25 protein-coding genes are annotated in these 23691 nt (G+C 70.5%); 9 read left to right on the top strand and 16 right to left on the bottom strand.

The genetic code is table 11. The features are described from left to right. Position 1 precedes the first annotated feature (1 nt). From IEV96_RS11990 to IEV96_RS11965, 6 genes are all read right to left on the bottom strand, one after another. Positions 2-679, bottom strand: a complete 678-nt coding sequence (locus IEV96_RS11990; protein ID WP_188510816.1) for an anti-sigma factor — start codon at positions 677-679, stop codon at positions 2-4. Beyond that, positions 660-1223 carry an RNA polymerase sigma factor gene (locus IEV96_RS11985; RefSeq protein ID WP_188511245.1) on the bottom strand — a complete coding sequence of 188 codons (564 nt, stop codon included), beginning with the start codon at positions 1221-1223 and terminating at the stop codon, positions 660-662. The genes IEV96_RS11990 and IEV96_RS11985 overlap by 20 nt, the downstream gene beginning before the upstream one ends. Positions 1224-1279: 56 nt before the next feature. Continuing rightward, positions 1280-1708, bottom strand: coding sequence for a class F sortase (locus IEV96_RS11980; protein ID WP_188510815.1), 429 nt, complete (start codon positions 1706-1708; stop codon positions 1280-1282). Between the two features lie 217 nt (positions 1709-1925). Further along, positions 1926-2771 (bottom strand): DUF4397 domain-containing protein, encoded by an 846-nt coding sequence (locus IEV96_RS11975; RefSeq protein ID WP_188510814.1) that lies wholly within the window; start codon positions 2769-2771, stop codon positions 1926-1928. 95 nt (positions 2772-2866) lie between these two features. Beyond that, on the bottom strand, positions 2867-4084 hold the full coding sequence (locus tag IEV96_RS11970) for an MFS transporter (RefSeq protein ID WP_188510813.1): 1218 nt from the start codon (positions 4082-4084) through the stop codon (positions 2867-2869). 28 nt (positions 4085-4112) lie between these two features. After that, a complete protein-coding gene (locus IEV96_RS11965; RefSeq protein ID WP_188510812.1) occupies positions 4113-6170 on the bottom strand; it encodes a transglycosylase domain-containing protein in 2058 nt (685 codons plus the stop codon). A 128-nt stretch (positions 6171-6298) separates the two neighbouring features. On the opposite strand from IEV96_RS11965, the gene IEV96_RS11960 reads away from it, so the two are divergent. After that, the gene (locus IEV96_RS11960; protein ID WP_229733278.1) at positions 6299-7594 is read left to right on the top strand and encodes an APC family permease; all 1296 of its coding nucleotides are present in this window, start codon (positions 6299-6301) and stop codon (positions 7592-7594) included. On the opposite strand, the gene IEV96_RS11955 is transcribed toward IEV96_RS11960, so the two are convergent. The 5 genes from IEV96_RS11955 to IEV96_RS11935 all read right to left on the bottom strand — a co-directional run bounded on the left by IEV96_RS11955 (position 7543) and on the right by IEV96_RS11935 (position 13854). Further along, entirely contained in the window at positions 7543-8970 is a 1428-nt protein-coding gene (locus tag IEV96_RS11955) for a flavin-containing monooxygenase (RefSeq protein WP_188510810.1), read from the bottom strand. The genes IEV96_RS11960 and IEV96_RS11955 overlap by 52 nt on opposite strands. After that, positions 8967-9344 (bottom strand): hypothetical protein, encoded by a 378-nt coding sequence (locus tag IEV96_RS11950; protein ID WP_188510809.1) that lies wholly within the window; start codon positions 9342-9344, stop codon positions 8967-8969. The genes IEV96_RS11955 and IEV96_RS11950 overlap by 4 nt, the downstream gene beginning before the upstream one ends. Next, a complete protein-coding gene (gene cofG, locus IEV96_RS11945) occupies positions 9341-11686 on the bottom strand; it encodes a 7,8-didemethyl-8-hydroxy-5-deazariboflavin synthase CofG (protein ID WP_188510808.1) in 2346 nt (781 codons plus the stop codon). The genes IEV96_RS11950 and cofG overlap by 4 nt, the downstream gene beginning before the upstream one ends. Before the next feature lie 92 nt (positions 11687-11778). Beyond that, on the bottom strand, positions 11779-12501 hold the full coding sequence (locus tag IEV96_RS11940) for a GNAT family N-acetyltransferase (protein ID WP_188510807.1): 723 nt from the start codon (positions 12499-12501) through the stop codon (positions 11779-11781). 147 nt (positions 12502-12648) lie between these two features. Continuing rightward, on the bottom strand, positions 12649-13854 hold the full coding sequence (locus IEV96_RS11935; protein ID WP_188510806.1) for an MFS transporter: 1206 nt from the start codon (positions 13852-13854) through the stop codon (positions 12649-12651). Between the two features lie 106 nt (positions 13855-13960). Between IEV96_RS11935 and IEV96_RS11930 the strand changes: the two genes are divergently transcribed. Then, entirely contained in the window at positions 13961-14701 is a 741-nt protein-coding gene (locus IEV96_RS11930; RefSeq protein ID WP_188510805.1) for a class I SAM-dependent methyltransferase, read from the top strand. A gap of 9 nt (positions 14702-14710) precedes the next feature. On the opposite strand, the gene IEV96_RS11925 is transcribed toward IEV96_RS11930, so the two are convergent. Further along, positions 14711-14860: a hypothetical protein gene (locus tag IEV96_RS11925; protein ID WP_188510804.1), complete on the bottom strand. Its 150-nt coding sequence runs from the start codon at positions 14858-14860 to the stop codon at positions 14711-14713. Positions 14861-15078: 218 nt separating this feature from the next. On the opposite strand from IEV96_RS11925, the gene IEV96_RS11920 reads away from it, so the two are divergent. From IEV96_RS11920 to IEV96_RS11895, 6 genes are all read left to right on the top strand, one after another. Further along, the gene (locus IEV96_RS11920) at positions 15079-15714 is read left to right on the top strand and encodes a hypothetical protein (RefSeq protein WP_188510803.1); all 636 of its coding nucleotides are present in this window, start codon (positions 15079-15081) and stop codon (positions 15712-15714) included. Positions 15715-15748: 34 nt separating this feature from the next. Next, entirely contained in the window at positions 15749-16012 is a 264-nt protein-coding gene (locus IEV96_RS11915) for a hypothetical protein (protein WP_188510802.1), read from the top strand. Positions 16013-16122: 110 nt separating this feature from the next. After that, positions 16123-17184: a type III polyketide synthase gene (locus tag IEV96_RS11910; RefSeq protein WP_188510801.1), complete on the top strand. Its 1062-nt coding sequence runs from the start codon at positions 16123-16125 to the stop codon at positions 17182-17184. Then, complete coding sequence (locus IEV96_RS11905; protein ID WP_188510800.1) at positions 17181-17717, top strand: isoprenylcysteine carboxyl methyltransferase family protein; 537 nt, start codon at positions 17181-17183, stop codon at positions 17715-17717. Before IEV96_RS11910 ends, IEV96_RS11905 begins: the two co-directional genes overlap by 4 nt. Then, entirely contained in the window at positions 17717-18751 is a 1035-nt protein-coding gene (locus tag IEV96_RS11900) for an NAD(P)/FAD-dependent oxidoreductase (protein ID WP_188510799.1), read from the top strand. Before IEV96_RS11905 ends, IEV96_RS11900 begins: the two co-directional genes overlap by 1 nt. Before the next feature lie 237 nt (positions 18752-18988). Beyond that, the gene (locus IEV96_RS11895; RefSeq protein ID WP_188510798.1) at positions 18989-19732 is read left to right on the top strand and encodes a class I SAM-dependent methyltransferase; all 744 of its coding nucleotides are present in this window, start codon (positions 18989-18991) and stop codon (positions 19730-19732) included. Between the two features lie 17 nt (positions 19733-19749). On the opposite strand, the gene IEV96_RS11890 is transcribed toward IEV96_RS11895, so the two are convergent. After that, positions 19750-20592: a helix-turn-helix transcriptional regulator gene (locus tag IEV96_RS11890; RefSeq protein ID WP_188510797.1), complete on the bottom strand. Its 843-nt coding sequence runs from the start codon at positions 20590-20592 to the stop codon at positions 19750-19752. A gap of 126 nt (positions 20593-20718) precedes the next feature. On the opposite strand from IEV96_RS11890, the gene IEV96_RS11885 reads away from it, so the two are divergent. Then, complete coding sequence (locus tag IEV96_RS11885) at positions 20719-21657, top strand: SDR family oxidoreductase (protein WP_188510796.1); 939 nt, start codon at positions 20719-20721, stop codon at positions 21655-21657. A gap of 6 nt (positions 21658-21663) precedes the next feature. On the opposite strand, the gene IEV96_RS11880 is transcribed toward IEV96_RS11885, so the two are convergent. The 3 genes from IEV96_RS11880 to nucS all read right to left on the bottom strand — a co-directional run bounded on the left by IEV96_RS11880 (position 21664) and on the right by nucS (position 23538). Continuing rightward, complete coding sequence (locus tag IEV96_RS11880) at positions 21664-22320, bottom strand: HAD hydrolase-like protein (RefSeq protein WP_188510795.1); 657 nt, start codon at positions 22318-22320, stop codon at positions 21664-21666. Positions 22321-22348: 28 nt separating this feature from the next. Beyond that, a complete protein-coding gene (locus IEV96_RS11875) occupies positions 22349-22735 on the bottom strand; it encodes a winged helix-turn-helix transcriptional regulator (protein WP_308419482.1) in 387 nt (128 codons plus the stop codon). A gap of 107 nt (positions 22736-22842) precedes the next feature. Continuing rightward, positions 22843-23538: an endonuclease NucS gene (gene nucS / locus IEV96_RS11870; RefSeq protein WP_188510794.1), complete on the bottom strand. Its 696-nt coding sequence runs from the start codon at positions 23536-23538 to the stop codon at positions 22843-22845. Positions 23539-23691: the final 153 nt, after the last annotated feature.

Raw genomic sequence — 23691 nt, 5'->3', positions numbered from 1 at the left:
TCTACTGAGCGGCGGCCTGCAGCTGGCCTCGCACTATCGAATCGCCCGAGTGCGCCGGGTTGCCGTCGTCGGCCTCCTGCGAGACGTCGACCAGGTCGAACTGGGTGATGTCGACGCCCGCGGGCACGTCGAAGGTGGCGCTGGAGCCGCGCACCACGCCGAGGCTGACGAGGTCCGTGGCATCCGATCTGATCAGCCACGCCTCACGGAACGCGCCATCCTCAGTGGGCGCCTGCACCGTGACGGTCACGGTCTTCGACCCGTCGGGGTGTTGTTCGAGCACGGCCTCGCCGTCGGCCGTGGGCCAATTCGGGAAGCTGGCGAGGGCGGCGCTGGCGAGAACCGTGTTGGGCACGGGGCGAAGAGCCCACCACGTGGCGGCTCCTCCGGCGATGAGGACCACGGCCGCGGCGGCCGCGACCAGCGCGGGCACGAGCCGGCGCGAACGTCTGCGCGGCTTCAGCCCGAGCTCGTCGCTAATGGCCTCCCACACCCGTGCGTCGGGGGAGACGAGCTGATCGTCGGAGAGGGACCGACGGCCGACGACGACCGTCGCGGACAGGGCGGCGACCTCGTCGCGGCAGGCGGAGCACGACGCGAGGTGGCTCGTGTCGGCGTCGGTCTCTACGGTTTCGCCCAGGGCGATCAGCGCGAGGATGTCAGGGTCGAGGTGCGGCATGGGTCACCTCCAGTCTGGTGCGCATCCGGTGCAGGCTGCGTCTGATGTGGCTTTTTACGGTACCGAGGGGCAGGCCGAGGCGGTCGGCGATCTCGCTGTGGGTCAGGTCGTCGAAAAAGGCGAGGCGGATGACACGTTGCGCGTCGGGTTCGAGCAGGCTGATCTCGTCGGCGATCGCGATGCGGTCGGCGATGTCGACCTCGTGGGTTTCCTCGCCCTGCACGGTGATGCTCGCCACGAGTTCGGCCTCCAGCCGGCGCCGTCGTGCGCGCGCTTCGTGCGTGTCGGCGATCGTGTTCTTGGCTATGCCCACCAGCCAGGCGGGCAATCGCGCCCGGTCGGCGCGGAACGTGTGGCGCCCCTGCCAGGCGGAGACGAAGGTCTTCTGGGTCACGTCTTCGGCGTCGGCGACGTCGGCCAGGGAACGCAGCGCGATCGTGTAGACGAGGGGCGACCAGCGCGAATAGGCACCCTCGAGCGCTCTCTCGTCGCCCGCGACGAAACCGGCCGTGAGTGTCGACTCATCGGTCGACGCCGAGTACATCACTGTCACCGTGCGGCTCCGTTGCTGGGTGTGATTTCCATCGTACGCACCGCGGCTCATGGCGCCACCGGGGTGGCGATGGCGAGGATGTTGTCGAGGTAGTGGCCGGTCTCGTCGTCGAACTGGCCGCCGCAGGTCATCAGCACGAGGTGGGCGGGCCCGGTGCGATCGAAGACCGTGTCGAGCGCAATCTCCTGTTTCGGGATTCGGGCGATCGACGCGATCGTGTAGGCGTGCACGGTGCCGTCGACTGTCGTCACGGTCACCGCCGCTCCCGGTGCGAGCTCTTTGAGCCGGGAGAAAGGGCCGAGGCCGTAGACGAGGGAGTCCACGTGGGCGGCGAGGATGGTGGCGCCGGTGGGGCTCGCGGGGTCGGGGCCGAATTTGTACCAGCCGGCGACCTTCGTGTTCGCCGGCAGCTCCATCTCTCCGTTGGCGAGCACGCCGACCGGTTCGATTTCGAGGTCGATCTCTGCGTCGGGCACCACCACCCTCGCGGGGGCGACCACGGCGCGGGCGGGCGCGTTCTGTGTGCCTTGAATCGGCACATCGGGGACAGCCACCTCGGCCGGTGGGGGCGTCGCGGCCGGAGGCGAGGCGACCGGATGCTCCGCCGCTGGATTCAGGGAGCATCCGGTCATGAGGAGAGCGAGCGCGACGCCCGCCAGGGCGGGTGGGCGTCGCGCTGCGCGTCTCCGGTCTTCAGCGATCTTCAACGGCCGATCGCTTGCGCGACAGAACGAGCGCGGCGCCCCCCGCGGCGAGCAGAAGCACGAGAGCCGCGACCGTGACCGGCACCAGTTCTTCTCCCATCGGGGCCGCATTCTCGGCGGCGAGTCCCGCCTCGCCCGCGGGAACGCCGCTCGGCGGCGTGTGCAGTCCGCCGATGGTCTGCACCGCTATCGCGAGATTGCCGTCGGCCAGGCTTCCCCAGGCGTAGAGGATGGTGTTGACACCCTCCTGCACGGCCACGTCCGTCGGTCCGATCACCGGGGTGGTCGTGCCCGTGGCCGCGACGGCCGCCGAGACGGTTCCGGCCGCGAGGTCGAGCTTCGCCTCGTTGGGGTTGGTCAGCGCGGTGATCACCGCGCTCCCACCGGCGAGCACGTCGACCGAGGGGGCGGCGGCCACGTGCCGAACCGTGATCCTGCCCTGACCGGGAGCGGTCTTCGCGAGATCGTTGGTGAAGAGGGTGGCCGTCGGGCCGCCCGCCTCGTTCAGGTGCGCCACGGCCGTGTAGCTCGAGCCGGCGGCGAGGGTGAGATCGACGGGCCCGATGACCGGGGCGCTGGCATCGGTGGCGGTTGCCGCCGTGATGGCCACGGAGTAGGTTCCGGCCGGCAGGTCCAGCGGGCCGGCGAGGTCGCCGGGCTGGAAATCGTCGAGGGTGAGCGCGCCGTTGACATAGACGTCGACGGGGGTGGCCGGTACCGCGTGCAGCACGTACAGGTCGGCGGTCGTTGATGAGATGGCTTGCGCTGGGGCTGCTACGAGACCCAACGCGGCGATGCATCCGGCGGCGGTGCCGGCTATCAGTGTTTTGCGCACTGCATCCTCCTAGTGTCGTGGCGAGATCGCCGTGTACTAGGTAGTTCTCCCGTGGACCCTGTTTTGGATGCACCGGCGACCAAAAAATTCGCCTCTTAAGGGTGCGGATGCGCCGAGCGCTTCGACAGCACCCCCGCGCACGCGACGACGAGCAGTCCGGCGAGCGGCACGATCAGCAGGCCGTAGCGCAGCTCGGTCGCGTCGGCGACCGCGCCGACCAGCGGCGGCGATACCAGGAAGCCGAGTCGCAACAGCCAGCTGACGATCGTGAGCCCCGACCCGGCGCGGAAGCCGGGCAGCTCGTCGGCGGCGTGCATCGCCGCGGGGATGAGTGTGGCCACGCCGAGGCCGGCGAGGCCGAAGCCGACGATCGTTCCGGCGAGGGTGGGGAAGGCGAGCGCGAGCCCCATACCGACGAAAACGACGGCGCCGCCCGTGCGGGCAACCGCGCGCTGGCCGAACCTGTCGACAAGACGGTCGCCGAAGAGGCGGCCGACGAACTGCATGCCCTGCAACGCGATGAAGCCGACGCCGGCGAGGAACGCCGAGGCACCCAGCGAGTCGGAGAGGTAGATGGCGGCCCAGGACGCGCCCGCATCCTCGACGATCGCACCGGCGCAGGCGATCAACACGAGCGCGGCCAGCACCCCGTACTTCGCGATGAGGCCGCCGGCGCGGCCCGCGATGCGCGCTGCGGCGTGCGGTTCCGGGGCCACCTCGTCCGGCTCGGCACCGGGGAGGAGGAAGCGGTAGGAGATCACGGCCATCGCGCTGAAGAGCGTGGCCGAGATCGCGAGATGGGTGGCGACCGGGATGGCGAGCTGGGCCGCCGCGGCGCCGAGCAGGCCGCCCACGACCGCGCCGATGCTCCACACGGCGTGGAACGAGTTGAGGATGGAGCGCCCGTAGAGCCGCTGCACCCGAAGGCCGTGCGAGTTCTGGGCGACGTCGGTGATCGAGTCCATGGCGCCGGAGAGGAAGAGGCCGAGAGCCAGCAGGGCCCAGACCGGCGAGGCGCCCGCGACGAGGATGCCGACCGACGACAAGACGGCCGCGGCGACGGCGACGCGTGACGAGCGGAAGCGGCGCACGAGGAAGCCCGCCGACAGTCCGGCGATGAGGGCGCCGAGCGGGAACGCCGCGACGGCCGCGCCGAAGGCCGTGTTGGTGAGCTCGAGCGAGTCTTTGATCTCGGGATACCGGGGGAGCAGGTTGGCGAAGATCGCCCCGTTGGTGAAGAACAGGATGTTCACGGCCGTGCGGGCGCGCACGGCTACACGGGCGGGACGGGGGACTGGGGCGGTGGTGCTCACCCGTCGAGCTTACGAGCGGCGGCGGGGCTCAGCCGTTCGGGAAACCGGTCACCGGCTGCCCCTGGTGCACATCGACCATGACGGTCTTCCAGATGCGGCCGGCGATCGCCGAGCCCGTGGTCTTGAAGAAGGTGCGGCCGTAGGCGAAGACGCTGGTCAGCGGGTACGCGAATCCGCCGCGCGGGTCGCCCACCCAGACGGCGGTGGCGAAGTTCGGGGTCATGCCCACGGTCCAGTTCGCCGAGCTGTCGTCGGTCGTTCCGGTCTTGCCCGCGGTTTCGCGCCCGGGGAGAGGGCCGACGCCGGCGAGGGTGCCGCCTCCGCCGAAGGTTCCCTGCAGTGCGTCGGTCATCTGCGCGGCGATGGCGGGGCTGATCTCCTGATGGCACTCTGGTGCCGAGGTCGGCAGCGGCTCGCCCGTGGTGGTGCGCACGGCCGACACGATCGAGATCGGGTTGCACTTCACGCCGCCCGCCGCGAAGGTGGCGTAGACGTTCGCCATCTCCACCGGCGTGACCGATGAGGTGCCGAGCGCGAACGAGCCCGTGCGCGGACCCACCGCCGCGGGGTCGCCCTCGTTCGTGTTGATCGTCGAGATGCCGAGTCGTCTGGACATGTCGACGACCGACATGACCGTGGTCTGCTCGATCAGTTTCACGAAGTAGATGTTGACCGACTGGCGGATCGCGCTGCGCGCATCGATGTTGCCGAGCTGGGCGTTGCCGAAGTTCGTGTAGCCCTTCTTCGGGCTGTCGAGCACCCGGGAGAAGTACGGGCCGTTGGCCGACAGGGTCGTGGTGATCGGGATGCCCTGCTCTAGCGCTGTAACCAGCGTGAGGGGTTTCATCACCGAGCCGGGCTGCTGCGCGCTCGTCGCGTAGACGACCTGCGTCTGGTTCCACCCACGGTTCTCGGCGACCGCCGCGATGTGGCCGGTGCCGGGAACGACGACGGCGATGCCCGCGGCCACCCGGTTGTCGTTGCCGAGAGCGTCCGTCGCCGCCCGGGTCGCCGCGTCGGACACCCCGCGGTCGAGGGCGGTCGTGACGGTGATGCCGCCGAGGCTCAGGTTCTGCTGCCGCTCCTCCGGGGTGGCCCCGAAAGCCACGTTGGCGAGCAGTTCCTGCTGCACGAGCGCGCAGTAGTACGGGTAGGCCGAGGTGGCGCAGCCCGACGGGGTGTCGCCGCGGCTCAGCGTGAGCGGGGTCGCCGTCGCGGCGGCGGCCTCCTCCGCGGTGATGTAGCCCTCCGCCAGCATCCGGTCGATGACCGCGTCACGCCGGGCCTGGGACGCCTCGGGCCGCGCGTACGGGTCGTACTGCACGGGGCTCTGCAGGAGCCCGACGAGCACGGCCGCCTGCGGCACCGTGAGGGACGCGGCATCCGAACTGAAATAGACGCGCGATGCGGCCTCGACACCGTAGGCCAGATTGCCGAAGTAGACCGCGTTCGAATACGTCGAGAGGATGTCCTGCTTGGGCATCGTCTTCTCGAGCGCCACCGCGTACTTCACCTCGCGGATCTTCGACTCGTAGGTGTCGCCCTTCGCGACCTCCCGTTCGTCGTCGTTGCGGGCATTGCTGATGAGGATGTTCTGCACCAGCTGCTGGGTGATCGTCGAGGCGCCCTCGGTGCGGTTGTCGTTGGTGAGGTTCTTCACCATCGCGCGCGCGATGCCCGCGAAGTCGACGCCCGAGTGCTGGTAGAACCGCGAGTCCTCGGTGGCCACCAGAGCGTTGATGAAGTTGGGCGAGATCTGTTCGTAGGTGATCGGGATGCGGTTCTCGTTGTAGAAGCGGGCGAACTCGGCGCCGCTCTTGTCGAGCAACACGACGTGCTGCGGCAGGGCGGCCGCGATCGGCAGGTCGGAGGGGAAGGCCTCCCAGTAGTCGGTGACCTTCTCGGTGGTCGACGATGCCGCGAGCACTGCCGGCGTAGCCATGGCGGCGAACCCGGCACCGATGAGCGCGGGGATGAGGATCATGGCGAGAGCCGCGAGCAGGATCTTGTACCCGCGGGGCCGGGCGTAGTCGGTCGCACCGACGGAAATCTCGTCGAGAGAGACCATCTCGTAGCGGCTGGGCATGAGGGAGAGCCTCTCGACTTCGAACCTGCAGGTCCAACGACGCTACGACACCCGTCCCAGGAACCCAAGGGATGAAGACAATTCGATACCGGATCGTGGTGTTCACGGGCCGCCGGTATTCTGCCTCCGTGACCCCTCAGCCCCAACTCGCGCGCCGGCTGCGCACCCCCGACGCCGTGTTCATCGGTCTCGGCTCGATGATCGGGGCCGGCGTGTTCGCCGCGTTCACCCCGGCGGCCCAGGCCGCGGGCAGCGGACTGCTCGTGGGTCTGGCCGTCGCCGCGTTCGTCGCGTTCTGCAACGCCACCTCGACGGCGCAGCTCGCGGCCAGCTATCCGCTCTCGGGCGGGGCCTATCTCTACGGTCGCGAGCGGCTCGGCGCTCTCTGGGGATTCCTCGCCGGGTGGAGCTTCGTGATCGGCAAGACCGCGAGCTGTGCCGCGATGGCGCTGACCTTCGCCGCCTACGCCGCCCCTTCCGGTTGGGAGCGGCCCGTCGCGGCGGCCGCCGTGGTGGCGCTCGCCGCCGTCAACTACCGCGGGATCACCCGCACCGCGCAGCTGACCCGCGTGATCGTGGTGGTCGTGCTCGTCGGGCTCGCCATCGGCGTGACCGCGGCGGCGAGCGGCGGCCTGCCCGAGATCGGCGATGCCAACCCGTTCGCCGCCGACGCGCTCGTGGCGGGCGGCTGGCACGGGCTGCTGCAGTCGGCCGGGCTGCTGTTCTTCGCCTTCGCCGGCTACGCGCGCGTGGCCACGATGGGCGAGGAGGTGGTCGATCCGGCGCGCACGATCCCGCGGGCGATCACGATCGCGCTCGCCGCGACGGTGGTCGTGTACGCGGTAGTGGCCGTGGTCGTGCTCGGCGCCCTCGGTGTCGACGGGGTCGCGGGGTCGCCGACACCGCTCGCCGACGCCGCCGTCGAGTCGGGCTGGCGGTGGGCCGAACCCGTCGTGCGCGTGGCCGCCGCCGTCGCCTCGCTCGGCGCCCTCCTCGGGCTCATCGCGGGCATCGGGCGCACAGGCCTGGCGATGGCGCGCGAGGCGGACCTTCCGAGGTGGCTGTCGGCGGTGCATCCGAAATTCCACGTCCCGCACCGCGCCGAGGTCGCCGTCGCCGTCGTGATCGTCGCGCTCGTGCTGACGGTCGACCTGCGCGGGGCGATCGGCTTCTCGTCGTTCGGCGTGCTGCTCTACTACCTGATCGCCAACGTCGCTGCCTTCACCCAGCCGGGCGAGCAGCGGCGGTACCCGCGGGCGCTGCAGGTGGCGGGGGCTTTCGGATGTCTCGTGCTCGTCGCTACCCTTCCGCCCGTGTCGATCGTGGTCGGAGTAGCCGTGCTCGTCGTCGGTGTCGCCTATCGGGCGGCGGTTCAGAGGTACGCGGCGCGGTCGAACTCGGAGAGCCGGTCGCGGAAGGCGTAGGCGAAGTCGGGCCAGAGCAGTGTGAGGCGGCGGCTGCGCTCGTCGACGTACCAGCTCTCGCAGCCGCCGCCGAGCCAGACGGTCGAGGCGGCGCGGGCGTCGAGATCGGCGACGTAGGCGGCCTGGGCGTCGGCCGAGACCTCGAGCACGTCGATCTCGTCGTGCAGCGCGCCGAGCAGGTAGTCGATCTGCGCCTCGATCATCACGATCGCCGAGTTGTGGCCGAGGCTCGCGTTCGGGCCGTCGATGACGAACAGGTTCGGGAAGCCGTGCACCGTGGTCGAGGCGTAGGCGACCATGCCGTCGCGCCAGGCCTCGTCGAGGCTCAGGCCGTCGCGGCCGAAGACGCGGCGGGCGAACGGCGGACGGGTGGACTCGAAGCCGGTCGCGAAGACCAGCACGTCGAGATCGTGGGCGGCGCCGTTCGCCGCGATCGCGGTCGGTCCGTCGACGCGCTCGAGCGCGGCGGTGATCGTCACCGCCCCGCTCTCGAGCGCCGGGTAGAAGTCGTCTGCGAGCAGCACACGCTTGCAGCCGATCTCGTAGTCGGGGGTGAGGGCTTCCCGCAGGGCGGCGTCGGAGACCTGGGCCTCGAGGTGGCCGCGCGCGCGGTCGCGCAGGGCGTCGATGTAGCCCGGAGTGGCCACGCGCTCGGCGAAACCCGCCTCCATCGCCCAGAACAGGTCGGCGCGCAACCGCTCGCGGGCCTCGGGGTCGTTTCGGAAATTCAGGATGTCGCGTGCCGAGTACTCGACATCGTCGCGCGGTACGACGTAGGGGGCCGTGCGCTGGAACAGCACCACGCTGCCGGCCTGTTCGGCCACCCGCGGAACGAGCTGCACGGCCGAGGCGCCTGTGCCCACGACGCCGACCCGCTTGCCGGCGAGTCGCACGTCGTGGTCGTAGCGGGAGGAGTGGAACGCGGCGCCCGGGAACGAATTGAGGCCCGGGATCTCGGGCATCCGGGGTTCGGAGAGCCGGCCGGCGGCGACCACGAGCGTGCGGCAGGTGTAGTCGCCCGCCGACGTGCGCACGAGCCACCGTTCGATGTCGGCGAGCCAGCGCATCTCGAGCACGTCGGTGCCGAGCCGGAGGCGCGAGTCGATCTCGCGCGCGCACTCGCGCAAGTAGTCCTGAATTTCCGAACCACGGGCGAAGAAGTGCGACCAGTCGTGTTTGGGGGCGAAGGAGAAGGAGTAGAGGTGCGAGGGGATGTCGCAGGCGACGCCGGGGTAGACGTTGTCGCGCCACGTGCCGCCGATGGCTTCGGCCCGTTCGAGCACGACGAACGAGTGCTCGCCCAGGCGTGACAGGCGGATGCCCGCCCCGATGCCGGCGAAACCCGCGCCGACGATGACGGTGTCGAGGTCGGTCATATCCTGGCCGGTTCTCGCGTGCGCCCGGCCGGGTACAACTCGGGGTGGCGCAGGTAGCCGTCGACGACGCTGAGCAGTTCGGCGGGGTGGGAGGTGGCGAGGCGGGCGTGGCCGGCGGCCGGGTGGCCGGTCGGGCCGATGATCAGGGTGGGGAGGGGGAGCGGCGCGGGGGTGTCGGTGATCGGGGTGTCGGTGATCGGGCCGTCGGTGATCGGGCCGTCGGTGATCAGGATGACGCGGCGGATCGTGTCGGCGACCGGGGTGTGCGGGTCGGTGGTGATCAGCACGGTGGGGGGCTGAGCCAGGTCGTAGTGCCGGGCGAGCATGGCGGCGAGGAAGGCGCGGTGGGGGACGGTGGCGGCGAGGGTGATCACGGGCGGCGCGCTTCGGCGGGCTGGTGCGCTTCGACAGGCTCAGCGACCGGGGTGGGCTCAGCGACCGGGGTGGGCTCAGCGAACGGGGCGTAGTCGGTGGTGCGCTGGTGGGCGGGGCGCCCGATCTCGGCGGCGACGCGGTGCACGTCGGCGACCGTGAGCGAGCGGTACGCCTCGGCGCCGGCCTCGGGCGCGAGCACGCCGTCGAGCAGCAGGCCGCCGAGGTCGTCCGCGCCTCCGAGCAGCACCGCCTGGCTGGTCTCGAGGCCGAGTTTGGTCCACGCGGCCTGGATGTGGTCGATGCTGCCGTGCAGCATGAGCCGCGCGACCGCGTGCAGCGCCCTGCTCTCCCGCACCGTCGGGCCGGGTCGCGCGCCGGGCACCGGCGGCGAGTCCACCGGCACGAACGGCATCGCGATGAATTCGGTGAAGCCGCGGGTGCGCCGCTGCAGCGCGACGAGCGTGCGCAGGTGCGCCACCTGATCGGCGGCCGTCTCGACGTGCCCGTAGACCATGGTCGCGGTCGAACGCAGGCCCACGGAGTGCGCGGTGGCGACCGTCTCGACCCAGTCGGCGACGGGTGGATCGGCGTGGGCGCTCAGCAGTCCGCGGATGCGGTCGTCGAGGATGCGGGCGCCCGTTCCGGGTACCGTGCCGACGCCGGCGTCGCGCAGCAGGCCGTAGAACTCGCGCACCGTGATGCCGAGCCGGGCGGCGCCGTCGACCACCTCGGTCGGGCGGAACGCGTGCAGGTGCAGCCCCGGCTGGCGACGCCTGATCGCGGTCACGATGTCGAGGTAGGCCGAGCCGGGAAGGTGCGCGGGCACGGCGCCCTGCACGCAGATCTCGGTGGCGCCGAGTGCCGCCGCCTCGTCGGCCAGGTCGCCGATGAGACCGGGATCGGTCACCACCGACGAGTCGAGATTGCGGTTGGCGACGAAACTTACCCCGTCGCCGACGGTGGCGACGCGCAGCTCGTCGGCGAGGCTCGCGAGGGCCTCGAGCTCGGGGCCGTCGTAGCCGAGCAGTTCCACGTAGTCCGTGTCGCCGAGGCCGGCCGGGTCGACGGCGGCGCGGCGGAGCACGGGAGTCGATGTGCGCGTGACGGGCGCCGCGCGCCAGGGGCGTCCGGTGACGGGCGCCGTGGCATCCACGAGCCCCGACGGCGCGGCCAAGGCGTCGACGTGCGGCCGGATGCGCGCGTCGATCCAGTCGAGGACGGTAGCGAACCGCGGATGCGCCGTCAGCCGCTCGCGCAGTTCGTAGCCCGCGGCGCGGGTGAGCCTGGCCAGGTCGTCGAGCTCCGGCCACGGGCGCTCGGGATTGACGTGGTCGGCGGTGAGCGGGCTGACCCCTCCCCAGTCGTCGATTCCGGCCCGTATCAACAGGCCGAGCTCGTCGGCGTCGGTCAGGTTGGGCGGCGCCTGGATGGTCGCATCCGGCCCCATCACGATGCGGGCGACCGCGACCGCGGCCACGTACTCCTGCAAGCCGAGGTCGTCGTCGTTCTGCATTGCGGTCTTCGGCTTGGCGCGGAAGTTCTGCACGATGGTCTCCTGGATGTGCCCGTGCCGCTCGTGCGAGGCCCGGATCGCGAACAGCGACTCGGCGCGCTCGGCGTTGTTCTCGCCGATGCCGAGCAGCACCCCGGTCGTGAACGGCACCTTCGCGCGGCCGGCGTCCTCGAGCACGCGCAGGCGCACCGCCGGATCCTTGTCGGGCGAGCCGTAGTGCACGCCGCCCTTCTCGCTCCACAGCCGGGTCGCGGTGGTCTCGAGCATCATGCCCATCGACGGTGCGACGGGCCGCAGCGCCTGCAGTTCGCCGAACGTCATCACCCCGGGGTTGAGGTGCGGCAGCAGCCCGGTCTCCTCGAGCACGAGCTTCGCCATCGCCCGGATGTAGTCGATCGTCGACGTGTACCCGTGCTCGGCGAGCCAGGCGCGGGCGGTCGGCCAGCGGTTCTCCGGCCGGTCGCCGAGCGTGAACAGCGCCTCCTTGCAGCCCATCGCGGCGCCCGCCCGGGCCACCTCGAGAATGTCGTCCGGCGACATGTAGCTCGGCTTGCCCATCGCCAGCAGGCCGCCCGGGGTCTCGACGAAGGTGCAGTAGTGGCAGCGGTCCTGGCAGAGGAACGTGATCGGGATGAACACTTTCTTCGAGTAGGTGATCACACCGTCGCGCCCGGAACCGGCGAGGCCCTCGTCGCGGATCGCGGATGCCACGGAGAGCAACCGTTCGAGGTCGCCGCCGCGGGCGTCGAAGAGCAGTTCGGCGTCGGATTCGGTGACCGTGCGCGTGGCCTCGGTGCGGGAGAGTGCTTCGTGCAGAGCAGTGGGCATGACGAGCCTTCGTGACGAGCGACAGAGGACGACACTCAACGGAGTGCCCTCGAGCCCAAATCAAGGCCCGCACGAACTGACTGGTGTCTAGGCTACCCCTCGACCTCGGGCGCCGCAGCGTCGTAGGCCGGGAAGTGCAGCGCGGCACGAAGCAGGGGCGGCAGTTTCGCGAGCACGTCGGGCCGGTCGACCAGGGCGGCCGTGATGGCGGTGACCGCGTGGGCGTCGGCGTCGCCGCGCGGGTCGTACAGCGCGTCGATCAGGGGCGGGGCGTCGGCGAGGCGCATCCACGCCTGCACCGGCCGGTTCTTCGCCAACGGCATAGCGAGCAGCGGCGAGAAGCTGCCGGACCGCGCGTCGGGGTGCCACAGGTCGTCGCGCGCGATGAACGGTTCGACCCAGGCCAGGGCGCGGCCCGCGGGCAGCACCTCCCAGCCGCGCTGCGCCAGCCAGGCGGCGGTCGGCTCGTTCGCGGCGGCCACCACCCGGGCGAAGCCGAGCAGGCGCAGAGTCTTCAGCGTGCGTTCGACGAGAGCGGTGCCCGCGCCGTTGCCGCGCTGGTCGCCGACGACGAACAGGTGGGTGAACTCGGCAACCTGGCCCTCGGGGCGCGGACTCGTCTCCACCTCGTTCGGCCGGGCCCGCGCGAAACCGACGAAGGCGCCGTCGATCGTGCGGGCGACGATGGTCGGTGCCTTCTGCTGCTGCCAGCTCGTCACATCCGCGAGCAGGGTGCCCCGGTCGACGTCGGAGGCGGCGACCACGTCGTCGACATCGGTCGCGGCGAGCGGGCGGATGCGCAGTTCGAGGGCCATCCCCCTATTCTCACCTCTCGCAACTCAGGCAGATCGCGCGGCGGTGGGGCTTCGCGGATGTCGCGGCCGCGGAAACCCGCCGATCCCGGTACCTCGCCCCGAGGCATCCGAAATTCTGCCTGAGTTGCGAGGAGGAGAAGGGGCGGCTCAGGCGGTCGCGGGGGTCAGGTCGGGCTGGGGCCCGCGGCCGAGGGTGAACGCGAGGGTGAGCGCGGTCAGGCTGAACACGGTCACGATGCCCGCGCCGATCTCGAGGGCCAGCTGCAGGTCGTACCCGGTGGCGAGCGCCCCGAGGAAGAGCGCCGTGGCGCCCTGGAAAAAGTAGGCGATGAGGTAGACGGCCGACAGGGTGCCGGCGCGGTGGTGCGCGGGCGCCGTCGTGCTGACGATGCCGAGTCCGCCGCCGAAGAGCAGGCTGTAGCCCACGCCGGTGATCACGGCCGCGACGAGGAACAGCGCCAGCGAGTGCTGCATCGACGAGGCGAGCATCACCGCGAGACCGACGACCGTGGCGCCCGCGCCGATCATGATCAGGTTCACCGCACGCACGTTGCGCAGCACGATCGCGGCCACGGCGATCGCCGCGGCGTTGAGCGCGAGTACCGCGCCGTTGACGAGGGCGTTGTCGCTCTGGATGAGCTCCTGGGCGATGTCGGCGCCGAGCGAGAGCACGATGACGCCGACGGCGAAGGCCGCCGTCACCGAGACGGCGCCGATGAGGAAGAAGCGCCGGATGCCGTGGGGCACCGTGATGCCCCGCGGGCGCCAGCGTCCCTGAGCCTCGGCGGCGGTGTGGCGCGGAAGGAACCACGCGAAACCGGCGACGACCGCCACGACCGCGGCCAGCACGACGAAGTTGAGGTGGGTCGGCAGCGGCGCGTACTCGATGAGCGCGCCGCCCACGAGCATCGCGAGCACGATCCCGATCGCCGTCGACGCCGTGGTGATGGCGCCCGCCCGCTTGCCCTGGCCTGGCTTGCTGAACTCGACGATGGCGGCCGTGGCCGGGCTCAGCGAGAATGCGACGCCCAGACCCATAAACGCGCGGCCCACGAAGAGCCACTCCACGCTCGGCGCCACGGCGAAGAGCACGACGCCGACGAACGACCCGAGCAGGCCGATGAGGATGGAGGCGCGCCTGCCGATGTAGTCGGAGAGGTTGCCGAAGACCGCGAGGGCCAGCACGAGCACGATCGGATACACGGCGAAGATGGCCGTGGTCGCCGAGGTGGGTAGCTGCCACTCGGCGGCGTAGACGGGATAGGTGACGGTGGGGGCCGCGCTCGTCCACAGCGCGATCGCGGCGATGGCGGCGGCGACGAGGAAACTCGCCCGACGGCTGAGAGTGCGCATGGATGGTTCCGTTCTCGCTCGTGGAGGGGGGTGTCACGGCGGCGTTGCCATACCCGCGAATCAACCACACGCGGGCCACGAGAATTCCGCGGCTAGGGTGGGGCGCATGGAAGACGGCTGGTCGGCCCTCGCGGCGCAGTGGAGCGAACTGTGGGGGTCGTCGGGCGCACCGGTGCACGACGCGCTGATCGCGGCATCCGGCATTCGCGCCGGCTCGCGCGTTCTCGACGTGGGCTGCGGCAGCGGCGAGTTTCTGCGGGCCCTGGGTGCGGTCGGCGCCCGCGCGGTCGGCATCGACCCCGCTCCTGGCATGGTCGAGGTCGCCCGCCGGGTGGCGCCGCTCGCCGATGTGCGGTCGGGTGTCGCGGAGCGGCTCGACTGGCCCGACGGCTCGTTCGACGTCGTCACGGCCGTGAACGCGTTGCAGTTTGCGGATGACACGGTCGAAACCCTCGGCGGATTCGCGCGGGTGCTGGCGCCCGGCGGGTCGGTCGCTATCGCCAACTGGGCCGAGGGCGCCCGCAACGACCTGGACGCGGTGGAGGCGGCCGTGGCCGCGGCGGACGGCGTCGAGCCGGGACCGGACGGCGACCTGCGGGTGGCCGGCGGGCTTGAGGCGGTGCTCGAGGAGAGCGGGTTCGAGGTCGTGACGGCGGGCCTCGTCGACGTGCCGTGGCTCGTGCCCGACGACGAGACGCTCGTGCGCGGGGTGCTGCTGGGCGAAGACCCCTCGGTGCTGCGTGAACTGGCCCCCGTGGTGCTCGCGGCGGCTCGGCCGTTCCGCGTCGAAGGCGGGTACCGGCTGAACAACGCCTACCGGTTCGCGGTGGCGAAGACGGTCGGTTAGACCGGCGGGTCAGGCCTGGCTGTGGTCTTCGGTGTCGGGTTTCGCGCGCAGGGCGTCGGCGATCTCTTCTTCGGGGCGCGGTGCGATCGTCTGGTCGGCCTCGAGCTCGGGGACGGTGGGCTCGTCGGGTGCGGGAATGCGCTCGTTGGAGAGGGTCACGGCGACTCCTTCGTTAGGGGGAACATCCCCAGCGTATGCCGGTTTCCGGGCGATCGATGGCACCCGCGGCGAAACAATTAACATGTGTATAAGCACCTGTGGATAAAACTTTCGTACATGTGAAAACACCTGTGGATAACTACAGGCGTGTAATTCGAACTTAACGACTCACCTGCATATTTGTGTTCGAACGTGTGTGTGAATAGAAGGAGCGGCACGTGCCCCACGCTTACGAGTTGCATGTGGATGTCACGGCGCAGTGTCTCTGCTGCCTGGCGCCACGGGTGTTCCGATTCGCGTCGCCGAGCGACCAGGTGGTCTGCGCGACGTGTGTCAGCCACCTCGGCACCGACAAGTCGGAGCGCCGCGATCGCGAGCACGTCACGATGTGGGCGCATCTCGCCGCTGACCAGCAGGTTAACCATCACGCTGAGGTCGAGCGGTTGCGGGCGAACCTCGCCGACGAAGCGGCCGTGGTCGCGAGTCTGCGCGCCGAGTCCGCCGGGCTCACGGCCGTGGTCGCCGGCGAATTCGCCGCCGGCGGGGTGCGCGACCTGCTCGAAAACGACGTCGTGCGCCGCGCGGACCGGGCCACGGAGCTCGCCAACCGCCGCAACGACAGGGCGATGGCCGTTCTCTGGCGACTCGAACGGCTGCACCACGAGAACGACGCGAAATTCGGTGCATGCGCCTGTGGAGAACCCGTGCTGACGTGCAAGGAATTCGCCGCCATCGAACCGGAACGCCAGGCCGTGCGCGACTGGGAGAAGAAGAACGCCGCTCTGGCCGCCGAGGGCAAACGGCACGCGCTGCCGGCCGAGCATCCCGCGGCGGGGAGGAGCCCCCGGCGCTAGATTGGGCGCAACCGAACGCACGAGAAGGAGCACCATGGCACAGGTCGAGATCGCAACCGTTCCCTACACGGTGTCCGCCGACTACTTCGCCGAAGTCGGCGCCGACTTCGACACCGGGGCGGTCGACGACGCCGTGCTCGCCCAGCTCAACCTGCTGTTGCCCGCGGGCGTGGTCGTTCACCGCAACGGCAAGGCCTACGCCGACGAGGACGCGGCGGAGTCGGCCCGGCAGATCGACTGGACCGCACTGCTGGCCGGGATCGACGTCGACCAGATTCTCGCCGACAACGCCAAGTAGGCGTCGATCGGCTGGTCGGGGAACGCGTGCCATCGTAGGCGCACACGACGGCCGTGGCGAGGGGTCGGCGCGACCCGGGAGGCACGCCGCCCGAGTGCTACGTTCTGAGAATGACCCGCATTGCAGCGGTCGCCCCCGTGCTTCCGGATTTTGTCTACACACAAAGCGAGATCACCGCCGAACTGGCGCCGCTGATCACGTCGGTACCCGCACGCCAGGCAGTGATCGAGCGCATGCACGCCGCGAGCGGCATCGGCACCCGCCACACCGCCCTCCCCCTCGAGCGTTACCGCGAGCTCGGGACCTTCCGCGAGACCAACGACATCTTCATCGAGGTCGCGACAGACTTGGCCGAGCGCGCCCTGCGGCTCGCTCTGGACGACGCGGGGCTCGTGGCATCCGACATCGACTTCGTGCTGTTCACCTCTGTCACCGGAATCGCAGCGCCGTCGGTCGACGCCCTGCTCGTGTCACGGCTCGGCATGCGCTCGGACGTGAAACGTCTTCCCTCCTACGGGCTCGGCTGCATGGGCGGCGCGGCCGGGATCTCGCGCGTGCACGACTACCTCGAGGGGCACCCCGAGGGCGTGGCCGTGCTGCTGAGCGTCGAACTCTGCTCGCTCACCCTGCAGCGCGACGACGCCACCATGGCGAACTTCGTGGCGACCGGCCTGTTCGGCGACGGTGCCGCGGCCGTCGTGATGGTGGGCGATGAGCACCCCAGGTCGGCCGGACCACGCGTGGCGGCCACTCTGAGCGCGACCTACCCCGACACCCGCGACGTGATCGGCTTCAACGTGGGCGGCAACGGATTCGAGATCGTGCTGACCCCGGGGGTCGCCGATGTGATCGAGAAGAACTTTGCTTCGGATGTCGCGGCCTTCCTATCGACGCGGCAGCTCGCCGTCGGCGACATCGACTGGTGGGTCGCCCACCCGGGAGGCCCGAAGGTGCTCGACGCGTTCGTGACCGCCCTCGAGGTGGACGCCTCGGTGTTCGCTCGCAGCTGGGCGTGCCTCGACCGCGTCGGCAACCTGTCGTCGGCGGCCGTGTTGCACGTGCTGGCCGACACCCTCGAGCTCGGCTCGTTCGACGCGGGGGCGCCCGGCCTGCTCTTCGCGCTCGGCCCGGGCGTCAGCGCCGAGTTCGTACTACTAGAGTGGGCCGCGTGATCGCGTACCTGGCATTCATCCTGTTCACCGGTGCCGAGCGCATCTACGAGCTCGTCGTCTCGAAGCGCAACGCGTCGGCGGCATTCGCGCGGGGAGGCGTCGAGTACGGCCAATCCCACTTCCCGTGGATGGTCGCGCTGCACACCGGGTTCCTGCTCGCGTGCATCGCCGAGGTGTTCCTGCTCGACCGGCCGTTCATCCCGTGGCTCGGCTGGCCCATGTTCGCGATCGCGCTGCTCTGCCAGGTCGGCCGCTACTGGTGCATCGCCGCGCTCGGCGCGCAGTGGAACACCCGTGTGATCGTGGTCCCGGGCGCCGGCGCCGTGAAGGCGAAGGGTCCGTACCGGTTCGACTGGCTGCCCCACCCCAACTACCTCATCGTCGCGGTCGAGGGCATCGCCCTCCCGCTCGTGCACACGGCGTGGATCACCGCGATCGCCTTCACCGTGCTGAACGCCATTCTGCTGCTGCGATTCCGCATCCCGACCGAGAACGAGGCGCTGCGGAAGCTGGCCCCTAGCTCCCCGGTCTGATGAGCGGTTTCGACGTCGACCTCATCGTGGCGGGCGGCGGGCCCGTCGGCCTCGCGGCCGCTATCGAGGCGCGGCTCGCCGGGCTCAGCGTAGTGGTCGCCGAACCGCGGTCGGGCGACATCGACAAGGCCTGCGGCGAGGGCCTGATGCCCGGCGCGCTGCCCCGGCTGAAGAGGCTCGGCGTCGACCCCTCGGGAATGCCGTTGCGCGGAGTCAGCTATCGCACACGAGGTCGGCACGCCGACCACCGCTTCACCGCGGCGTCGGGCGAGGGCCGCGGGGTGCGGCGCACCGAGCTGCACGCCGCCCTGCACGCCAGGGCCGTCGAGCTCGGCGTCGCCTTCGACGAGACCAAGGTCGGTCCGATCTCGCAGGACGCCGCGTCGGTGACGGCCGCCGGGATGCGCGCCAGATGGCTGTTCGGATGCGACGGGCTGCACTCGACCGTGCGGCGCGAGATCGGCGTGGAGCTGCCGGCATCCCGTCGGGGGCGCCGGTTCGGGGTGCGGCAGCACTTCGCGGTGGCGCCGTGGAGCGACCTCATCGAGGTGCACTGGAGCGGCGAGGTCGAGGCCTACGTCACGCCCGTCGCGCCCGACACCGTGGGCATCGCCCTGCTCGGGCGCCGCGGAATCGACTTCGCGCGGGCGCTCGCCGGCATTCCCGAGCTCGCCTTCCTGCTCGACGCCGAGCCGGCGAGCACGCTGCGCGGCGCCGGCCCGCTGCGGCAGCGCACCTCGCGGCGGCACCGCGGGCGGGTGTTGCTCGTCGGCGACGCCTCGGGCTACGTCGACGCGATCACGGGGGAGGGCCTCCGGCTCGGTTTCGCCCAGGCGGAGGCGGCCGTGTCCGCGGTGGCGCACGGCCTCCCGGGTGGTTACGAGCAGGACTGGATGAGCATCACGCGCGACTTCCGGGTGCTCACGTCGGGGCTGGTCGCGGCCGCCCGGTCGCCGCTGCGGCCCGCGATCGTGCCGCTCGCCGCCGCGCTCCCGCGGGTGTACGGCGGGGTGGTGGAGCGCCTGGCGCGCTGACGCCGGAGGCCGGTCGCCGGTCGCCGGTCGCCGGTCGCCGGTCGAGCCGGTCGAGCCGGTCGAGCAGGGCGCGCAGCGACCGCATCGAGACCGCACCCACCGGTGCCCTCACCCGAGCCGGTTCCGGCGCGATGAGCCCGTCACGGTCGAGTCATCCGCCCGAAACCGCCTCGGTTGCGTGACGGCCGTCAACCCGCGCCAGTGGACGGCCTAACCCGATCCGCCCAGACTGGAGTCATGACCCGCGACCCCCGGCACGCCCTCTCATTCGGCCAGAACGTCGGCGACTACGAGCGCGGCCGCCCAGGCTACCCCGACGACGCCGTCGACTGGATCGTCGACCGGGTCGACCCGCACGCGGTCGTCGACGTCGGAGCCGGGACGGGCAAGTTCACCGCCTCGCTCGTCGCGCGTGGGCTCGCGGTGACCGCGGTCGAACCCGACGCGGCGATGCTCGCGCGCCTCGCGCGCAACCACCCGGGCGTGACCGCGCTCGCCGGACGCGCCGAGGAGATCCCGCTGCCCGACGCGAGCGCCGACCTCGTGACGTTCGCGCAGGCGTGGCACTGGGTCGACGTGCCCGCGGCAAGCGCCGAGGTGGCGCGTGTGCTTCGGCCCGGCGGCGCCCTCGCGTTGGTCTGGAACATCCGCGATCCTGACGTCGACTGGGTCGCGGCCCTCGGCGAGGTGATGGGGGCCTCGGAGGCGGAGAGGTACGACAGCGTCGACCCGGATGTCGCGGCGCCGCTGAAGATCGAGAGCTACACCGAGTTCCCCTGGGAGAACACCCTGACCCGCGACGAGCTGCTCGCGATGGTCACGTCGCGCAGCTACGTCATCACGATGGAGGCGCTCGAGCGGGACGCGCTGCTCGCCGAGCTCGGCACGCTGCTCGACACCCACCCCGACCTCGCCGGGCTCACCGAGTACCGGATGCCCTACCGAACCCGGGTGACGATCGCGCGCGTTCTCGCCGGTTGAGCACGTCGCGCGGCACCCTACTCAGCCGCCACCGGGACCGCCAATACGGAGAGCAACTGCAGCTTCTCATAGCTCTCGCTGCCGGGCACCGCGGTGTAGACGAGCAGCGCGTGCGCCTGCTCCGGATCGAGCAAGACCTGGCAGTTGAGCTCGAGCAGGCCGACGGTCGGGTGCTGGTAGCGCTTCAGCTCGCGGGGCGCGATCCCGACCTCGTGCTTGTCCCACAGGGCGGCGAACTCCCTGCTGTTCTCATTCAACAGCGTCGCGAGATGGGCGGCCCGCGAGTCGGGTCCGCGTCGGACCATCGCGCCCCGCAGCCCCGAGACGTAGAGGCGCGAGTAGAACTCGTGGTCTTCCGGCGGGTGGAGCTCCCGTGCCGCCGGGTCGCTGAACCAGCGGTAGCCGATGCTGCGCGAGGGGCCGGTGCGCGGACTCGCGTCGCCGGCGATCGCGGCGCCGAGCGCCGTCTGCCGCAGGGTTTCGCCGAGCTCGGTGACGATCTCGGCAGGCGTGTCGGTCAGCCGGTCGAAGATGCGCATCATCCCGGGGCTGACATGGTCGCCCCCGGAGATCCGGTCTGGAACCCTGTGCCCGGCGAGGAGGAAGAGGTGATCACGCTCGTCGCGGGACAGATGCAGTCCCTGGGCCATCGAGGCGATCATCTGCTCCGACGGCTGCGGGCCGCGCTCTCGCTCGAGCCGGGAGTAGTAGTCGGTCGACATGTGGCAGAGCGCGGCGACCTCTTCCCGGCGGAGGCCGGTTGTGCGGCGTCGTGGACCCCTCGGCAGCCCGACGTCTTCGGGCTGCAGGTCTTCGCGGCGGCGGCGGAGGAAGTCGGCGAGGCCGACGCGATCGATCATGAGTTGATTCTCGCCCACCCGGTCGCGCTCATCCACGGATCGTCGGGCCGTGGATAGCGGGCGCGAAGTCGCGCACCATCGCTTGTGGCACCGAACGGTGCATCCACCGACCAGAAGGCGCCACCCATGTCACGACGACAGCACGACATCACCATTCGGAACCTCTCGAACACGCGAGCCGTGGTCACCGGTGCCAGCGACGGGATGGGCACCGGCATTGCCGCGCGACTCGCCGCCGCAGGGGCGGAGGTGATCATGCCGGTGCGCAACCTCCGCAAGGGCGAAGCGGCGATAGCGAAGATCCGCGACGGCCAGCCCGACGCCCGGGTGTCGCTGCGCCAGATGGATCTCTCCTCGCTCGCGTCCGTAGCGGCGCTCGGCGAAGAGCTGCGGGCCGAGGGCGTGCCCGTGCAACTGCTCGTCAACAACGCGGGTGTGATGACCCCGCCGACGCGGCAGACGACGGCCGACGGGTTCGAGTTGCAGTTCGGCACCAACCATCTCGGTCACTTCGCGCTCACCGCGCACCTCCTGCCGTTGCTCCGAGCCGGTCGCGGCCGCGTGACCTCCCAGTCGAGCATCGCTGCCCGCAGCGGCACGATCAACTGGGACGACCTCGGCTGGCAGCACGATTACGACGGGATGCGCGCCTACACGCAGTCGAAAATCGCCTTCGGGCTGTTCGGCCTGGAACTGGCGCGACGTAGTGTGGCGGCCGGCTGGGGCATCACGAGCAATGTCTCACACCCGGGCGTCGCGCCGACCAACCTTCTGGCGGCGCGACCGGAGGTGGGGAGGACCGAGGACACGCGGGAGGTGCGGATAATCCGTTGGCTCTCCGCCCGCGGCGTCGTCGTCGGCACTGTCGACAGTGCGAAGCTGCCCGCCCTCCTGGCCGCGACAACGCCGGACGCCAAGAACGGCGGCTTCTACGGGCCGCAGGGTCTGGGCAACCTCGGGGGAGCGCCGGGCGAACAGAAGCTGTGGGCGCCCCTTCGCAGCGCGGACGACGCGAAGAAGGTGTGGGAGGTCTCGGAAGAATTGACCGGGGTGAGCTTCGGCTGAGCCGACCTAGCCGAGCAGCAGGGTCTTGAGCTCTTCCGGCGTCTTCACTACGGCGACCGATCCGGCCTGTTCGGCGACCGAGCCGTAGCCCCACTCGACGAAGATCGTGGGGACGTCGTTGGCGGCGGCACCGTGCACGTCGTGCTCCCGGTCGCCGACCAGCACGGGGCGCGAGATGTCGGCCCCCATCGCCTCGAGACGGATCAGCGCCTCGGCCACGACGTCCTTCTTGGCGCTCCGCACCTCGTCGTCGGAGGCGCCGGTGATGATGTCGAAGTATCTGGCCAGGTTGAAGTGCTCGAGGATGAGCGTGGCCGGCGTCTCCGGCTTCGACGTCGCGAGCGACATCGGCAGCGGGCTCTCGTGCACGGCCTTGAGCACGAGGCCGACGCCGGGGTACTGGGTGGCGTCGTAGGCGCCCACGTTCAGGTACTTCTCGCGGTAGATCCCGAGCGCTCGGGCAGACTCCTCGGGGGAGAACCCGGCGAGATCGCGGAACGAATCGAGCAGCGGCGGGCCGACATAGCGAAGCAGTTCGCTCGGCGTCGGGATCGGCTTGCCCAGCTGCTCGAACATGTAGGCCAGGGTGGCGGTGATTCCGGGAGCGGAGTCGACGATCGTTCCGTCGAGGTCGAACAGGATGCAGCTGTATGGGGTCGTCATATTGCGCCCAGTTTAGGCGGGCGAGATGTCAGGCCTTCGCGTCGTACCGGTCGCGGCTCGCGAGGAACTCGTCCTTGTGCGCGTAGGCCCACTGCGCCAGGGCGCTGATCGGCTCCTGCAGGCTCGCGCCGAGGGGGGACAGAGCGTATTCGACGCGGGGAGGGATTTCCGGATAACTCGTGCGCGTGACCAGTCCGTCGCGTTCGAGGCGCTGAAGCGTCACCGTGAGCATCCGTTGTGAGATGCCGGGGATGTCGGTGGCGAGCTGGCCGTACCGGCGGGGCCCGTGCTCGAGCAGGCTGATCACGAGCATGCTCCACTTGTCGCCGACGCGGTCGAGCACGTCGCGCAAGTGTCCGGCCGTTACGACGTCACCGCGGCAGATCTGCTCGATGTCGGGCATGTGGCTCGTCACTCCTTACCTCCGGTCCGTGGCAGACGGGTACGAGAATACTATCCGTGCGTTACGCACGATAAGTAACTAAAACCGGCTGCCCGAGTGTGGCGGGTCGGTCCGCGTCGCTAGAACAGGCGCGAGTGGCTGTCGTCCATGCCGCGCATCGCGTCGTAGTCGAGTAGCAGGCAGCGGATGCCGCGGTCCTGGGCCAGCATCCGGGCTTGCGGCTTGATCTCCTGCGCCGCGAAAACGCCCACCACGGGCGCGAGGTGCGGGTCGCGGTTCATCAGCTCGAGGTAGCGGGTGAGCTGTTCGACGCCGTCGATGTCGCCGCGCCGCTTGATCTCGACGGCGACACTGGCGCCCGAGGCATCCTTCGCCAGAATGTCCACGGGACCGATCGCGGTCATGTGCTCGCGCCGCACCAGGTGGTAGCCGTCGCCCAGCAGTTCGATCTGCTCGGCGAGCAGCTTCTGCAGGTCGCTCTCCACGCCGTCCTTCTGCAGGCCGGGGTCGATGCCGAGGTCGTGGGTCGAATCAAGCATGATCTCGTGGATCGAGATCACCAGCATGTCGGCGGTCTTCGCCTGCGTGACCTTCCAGATCTCGGTGACGCCCGCGTCGAGCTGCGCCTGCTCGGGGTCGACCTGCGCCAGGGTGCACGGCGGGCTCATCCAGTTGAGCGGCTTGTAGCTCAGCGAGTCGGAGTGCACGAGCACACTCCCGTCGGCCTTCACGAGCAGCAGCCGGGTGGCCACCGGCAGGTGAGCACTGAGCCTTCCGGCGTAGTCGACGGAACACTTGGCTATAACGAGGCGCACCCGGCAAGCCTATGTGCTGCCGCGGGCGTGATTGCCACCCGCCTACCTTCGCAAATCAGGCAGATTCGGGCTGCCGACCCGTGGCATCCGCGAATTGTCAGGCCTTTCGGGCCTCCCGCAATTTCCTGCCTGAGTTGCGAGACGGATGCCGCG

The organism is Conyzicola nivalis, from assembly GCF_014639655.1.
GTDB classification, from domain to species: domain Bacteria; phylum Actinomycetota; class Actinomycetes; order Actinomycetales; family Microbacteriaceae; genus Conyzicola; species Conyzicola nivalis.
Note: the sequence above shows the minus strand (reverse complement) of the source record. Positions and strands in the feature narration are given on the sequence as shown.

Bases quoted from the DNA above. Each gene is read 5' to 3' on its own strand.
- IEV96_RS11990 (WP_188510816.1), bottom strand. From the start codon at position 679: ATGCCGCACCTCGACCCTGACATCCTCGCGCTGATCGCCCTGGGCGAA.
- IEV96_RS11985 (WP_188511245.1), bottom strand. From the start codon at position 1,223: ATGTACTCGGCGTCGACCGATGAGTCGACACTCACGGCCGGTTTCGTC.
- IEV96_RS11965 (WP_188510812.1), bottom strand. From the start codon at position 6,170: ATGCCCAGCCGCTACGAGATGGTCTCTCTCGACGAGATTTCCGTCGGT.
- IEV96_RS11955 (WP_188510810.1), bottom strand. From the start codon at position 8,970: ATGACCGACCTCGACACCGTCATCGTCGGCGCGGGTTTCGCCGGCATC.
- cofG (WP_188510808.1), bottom strand. From the start codon at position 11,686: ATGCCCACTGCTCTGCACGAAGCACTCTCCCGCACCGAGGCCACGCGC.
- IEV96_RS11940 (WP_188510807.1), bottom strand. From the start codon at position 12,501: ATGGCCCTCGAACTGCGCATCCGCCCGCTCGCCGCGACCGATGTCGAC.
- IEV96_RS11935 (WP_188510806.1), bottom strand. From the start codon at position 13,854: ATGCGCACTCTCAGCCGTCGGGCGAGTTTCCTCGTCGCCGCCGCCATC.
- IEV96_RS11930 (WP_188510805.1), top strand. From the start codon at position 13,961: ATGGAAGACGGCTGGTCGGCCCTCGCGGCGCAGTGGAGCGAACTGTGG.
- IEV96_RS11915 (WP_188510802.1), top strand. From the start codon at position 15,749: ATGGCACAGGTCGAGATCGCAACCGTTCCCTACACGGTGTCCGCCGAC.
- IEV96_RS11910 (WP_188510801.1), top strand. From the start codon at position 16,123: ATGACCCGCATTGCAGCGGTCGCCCCCGTGCTTCCGGATTTTGTCTAC.
- IEV96_RS11900 (WP_188510799.1), top strand. From the start codon at position 17,717: ATGAGCGGTTTCGACGTCGACCTCATCGTGGCGGGCGGCGGGCCCGTC.
- IEV96_RS11895 (WP_188510798.1), top strand. From the start codon at position 18,989: ATGACCCGCGACCCCCGGCACGCCCTCTCATTCGGCCAGAACGTCGGC.
- IEV96_RS11890 (WP_188510797.1), bottom strand. From the start codon at position 20,592: ATGATCGATCGCGTCGGCCTCGCCGACTTCCTCCGCCGCCGCCGCGAA.
- IEV96_RS11885 (WP_188510796.1), top strand. From the start codon at position 20,719: ATGTCACGACGACAGCACGACATCACCATTCGGAACCTCTCGAACACG.
- IEV96_RS11880 (WP_188510795.1), bottom strand. From the start codon at position 22,320: ATGACGACCCCATACAGCTGCATCCTGTTCGACCTCGACGGAACGATC.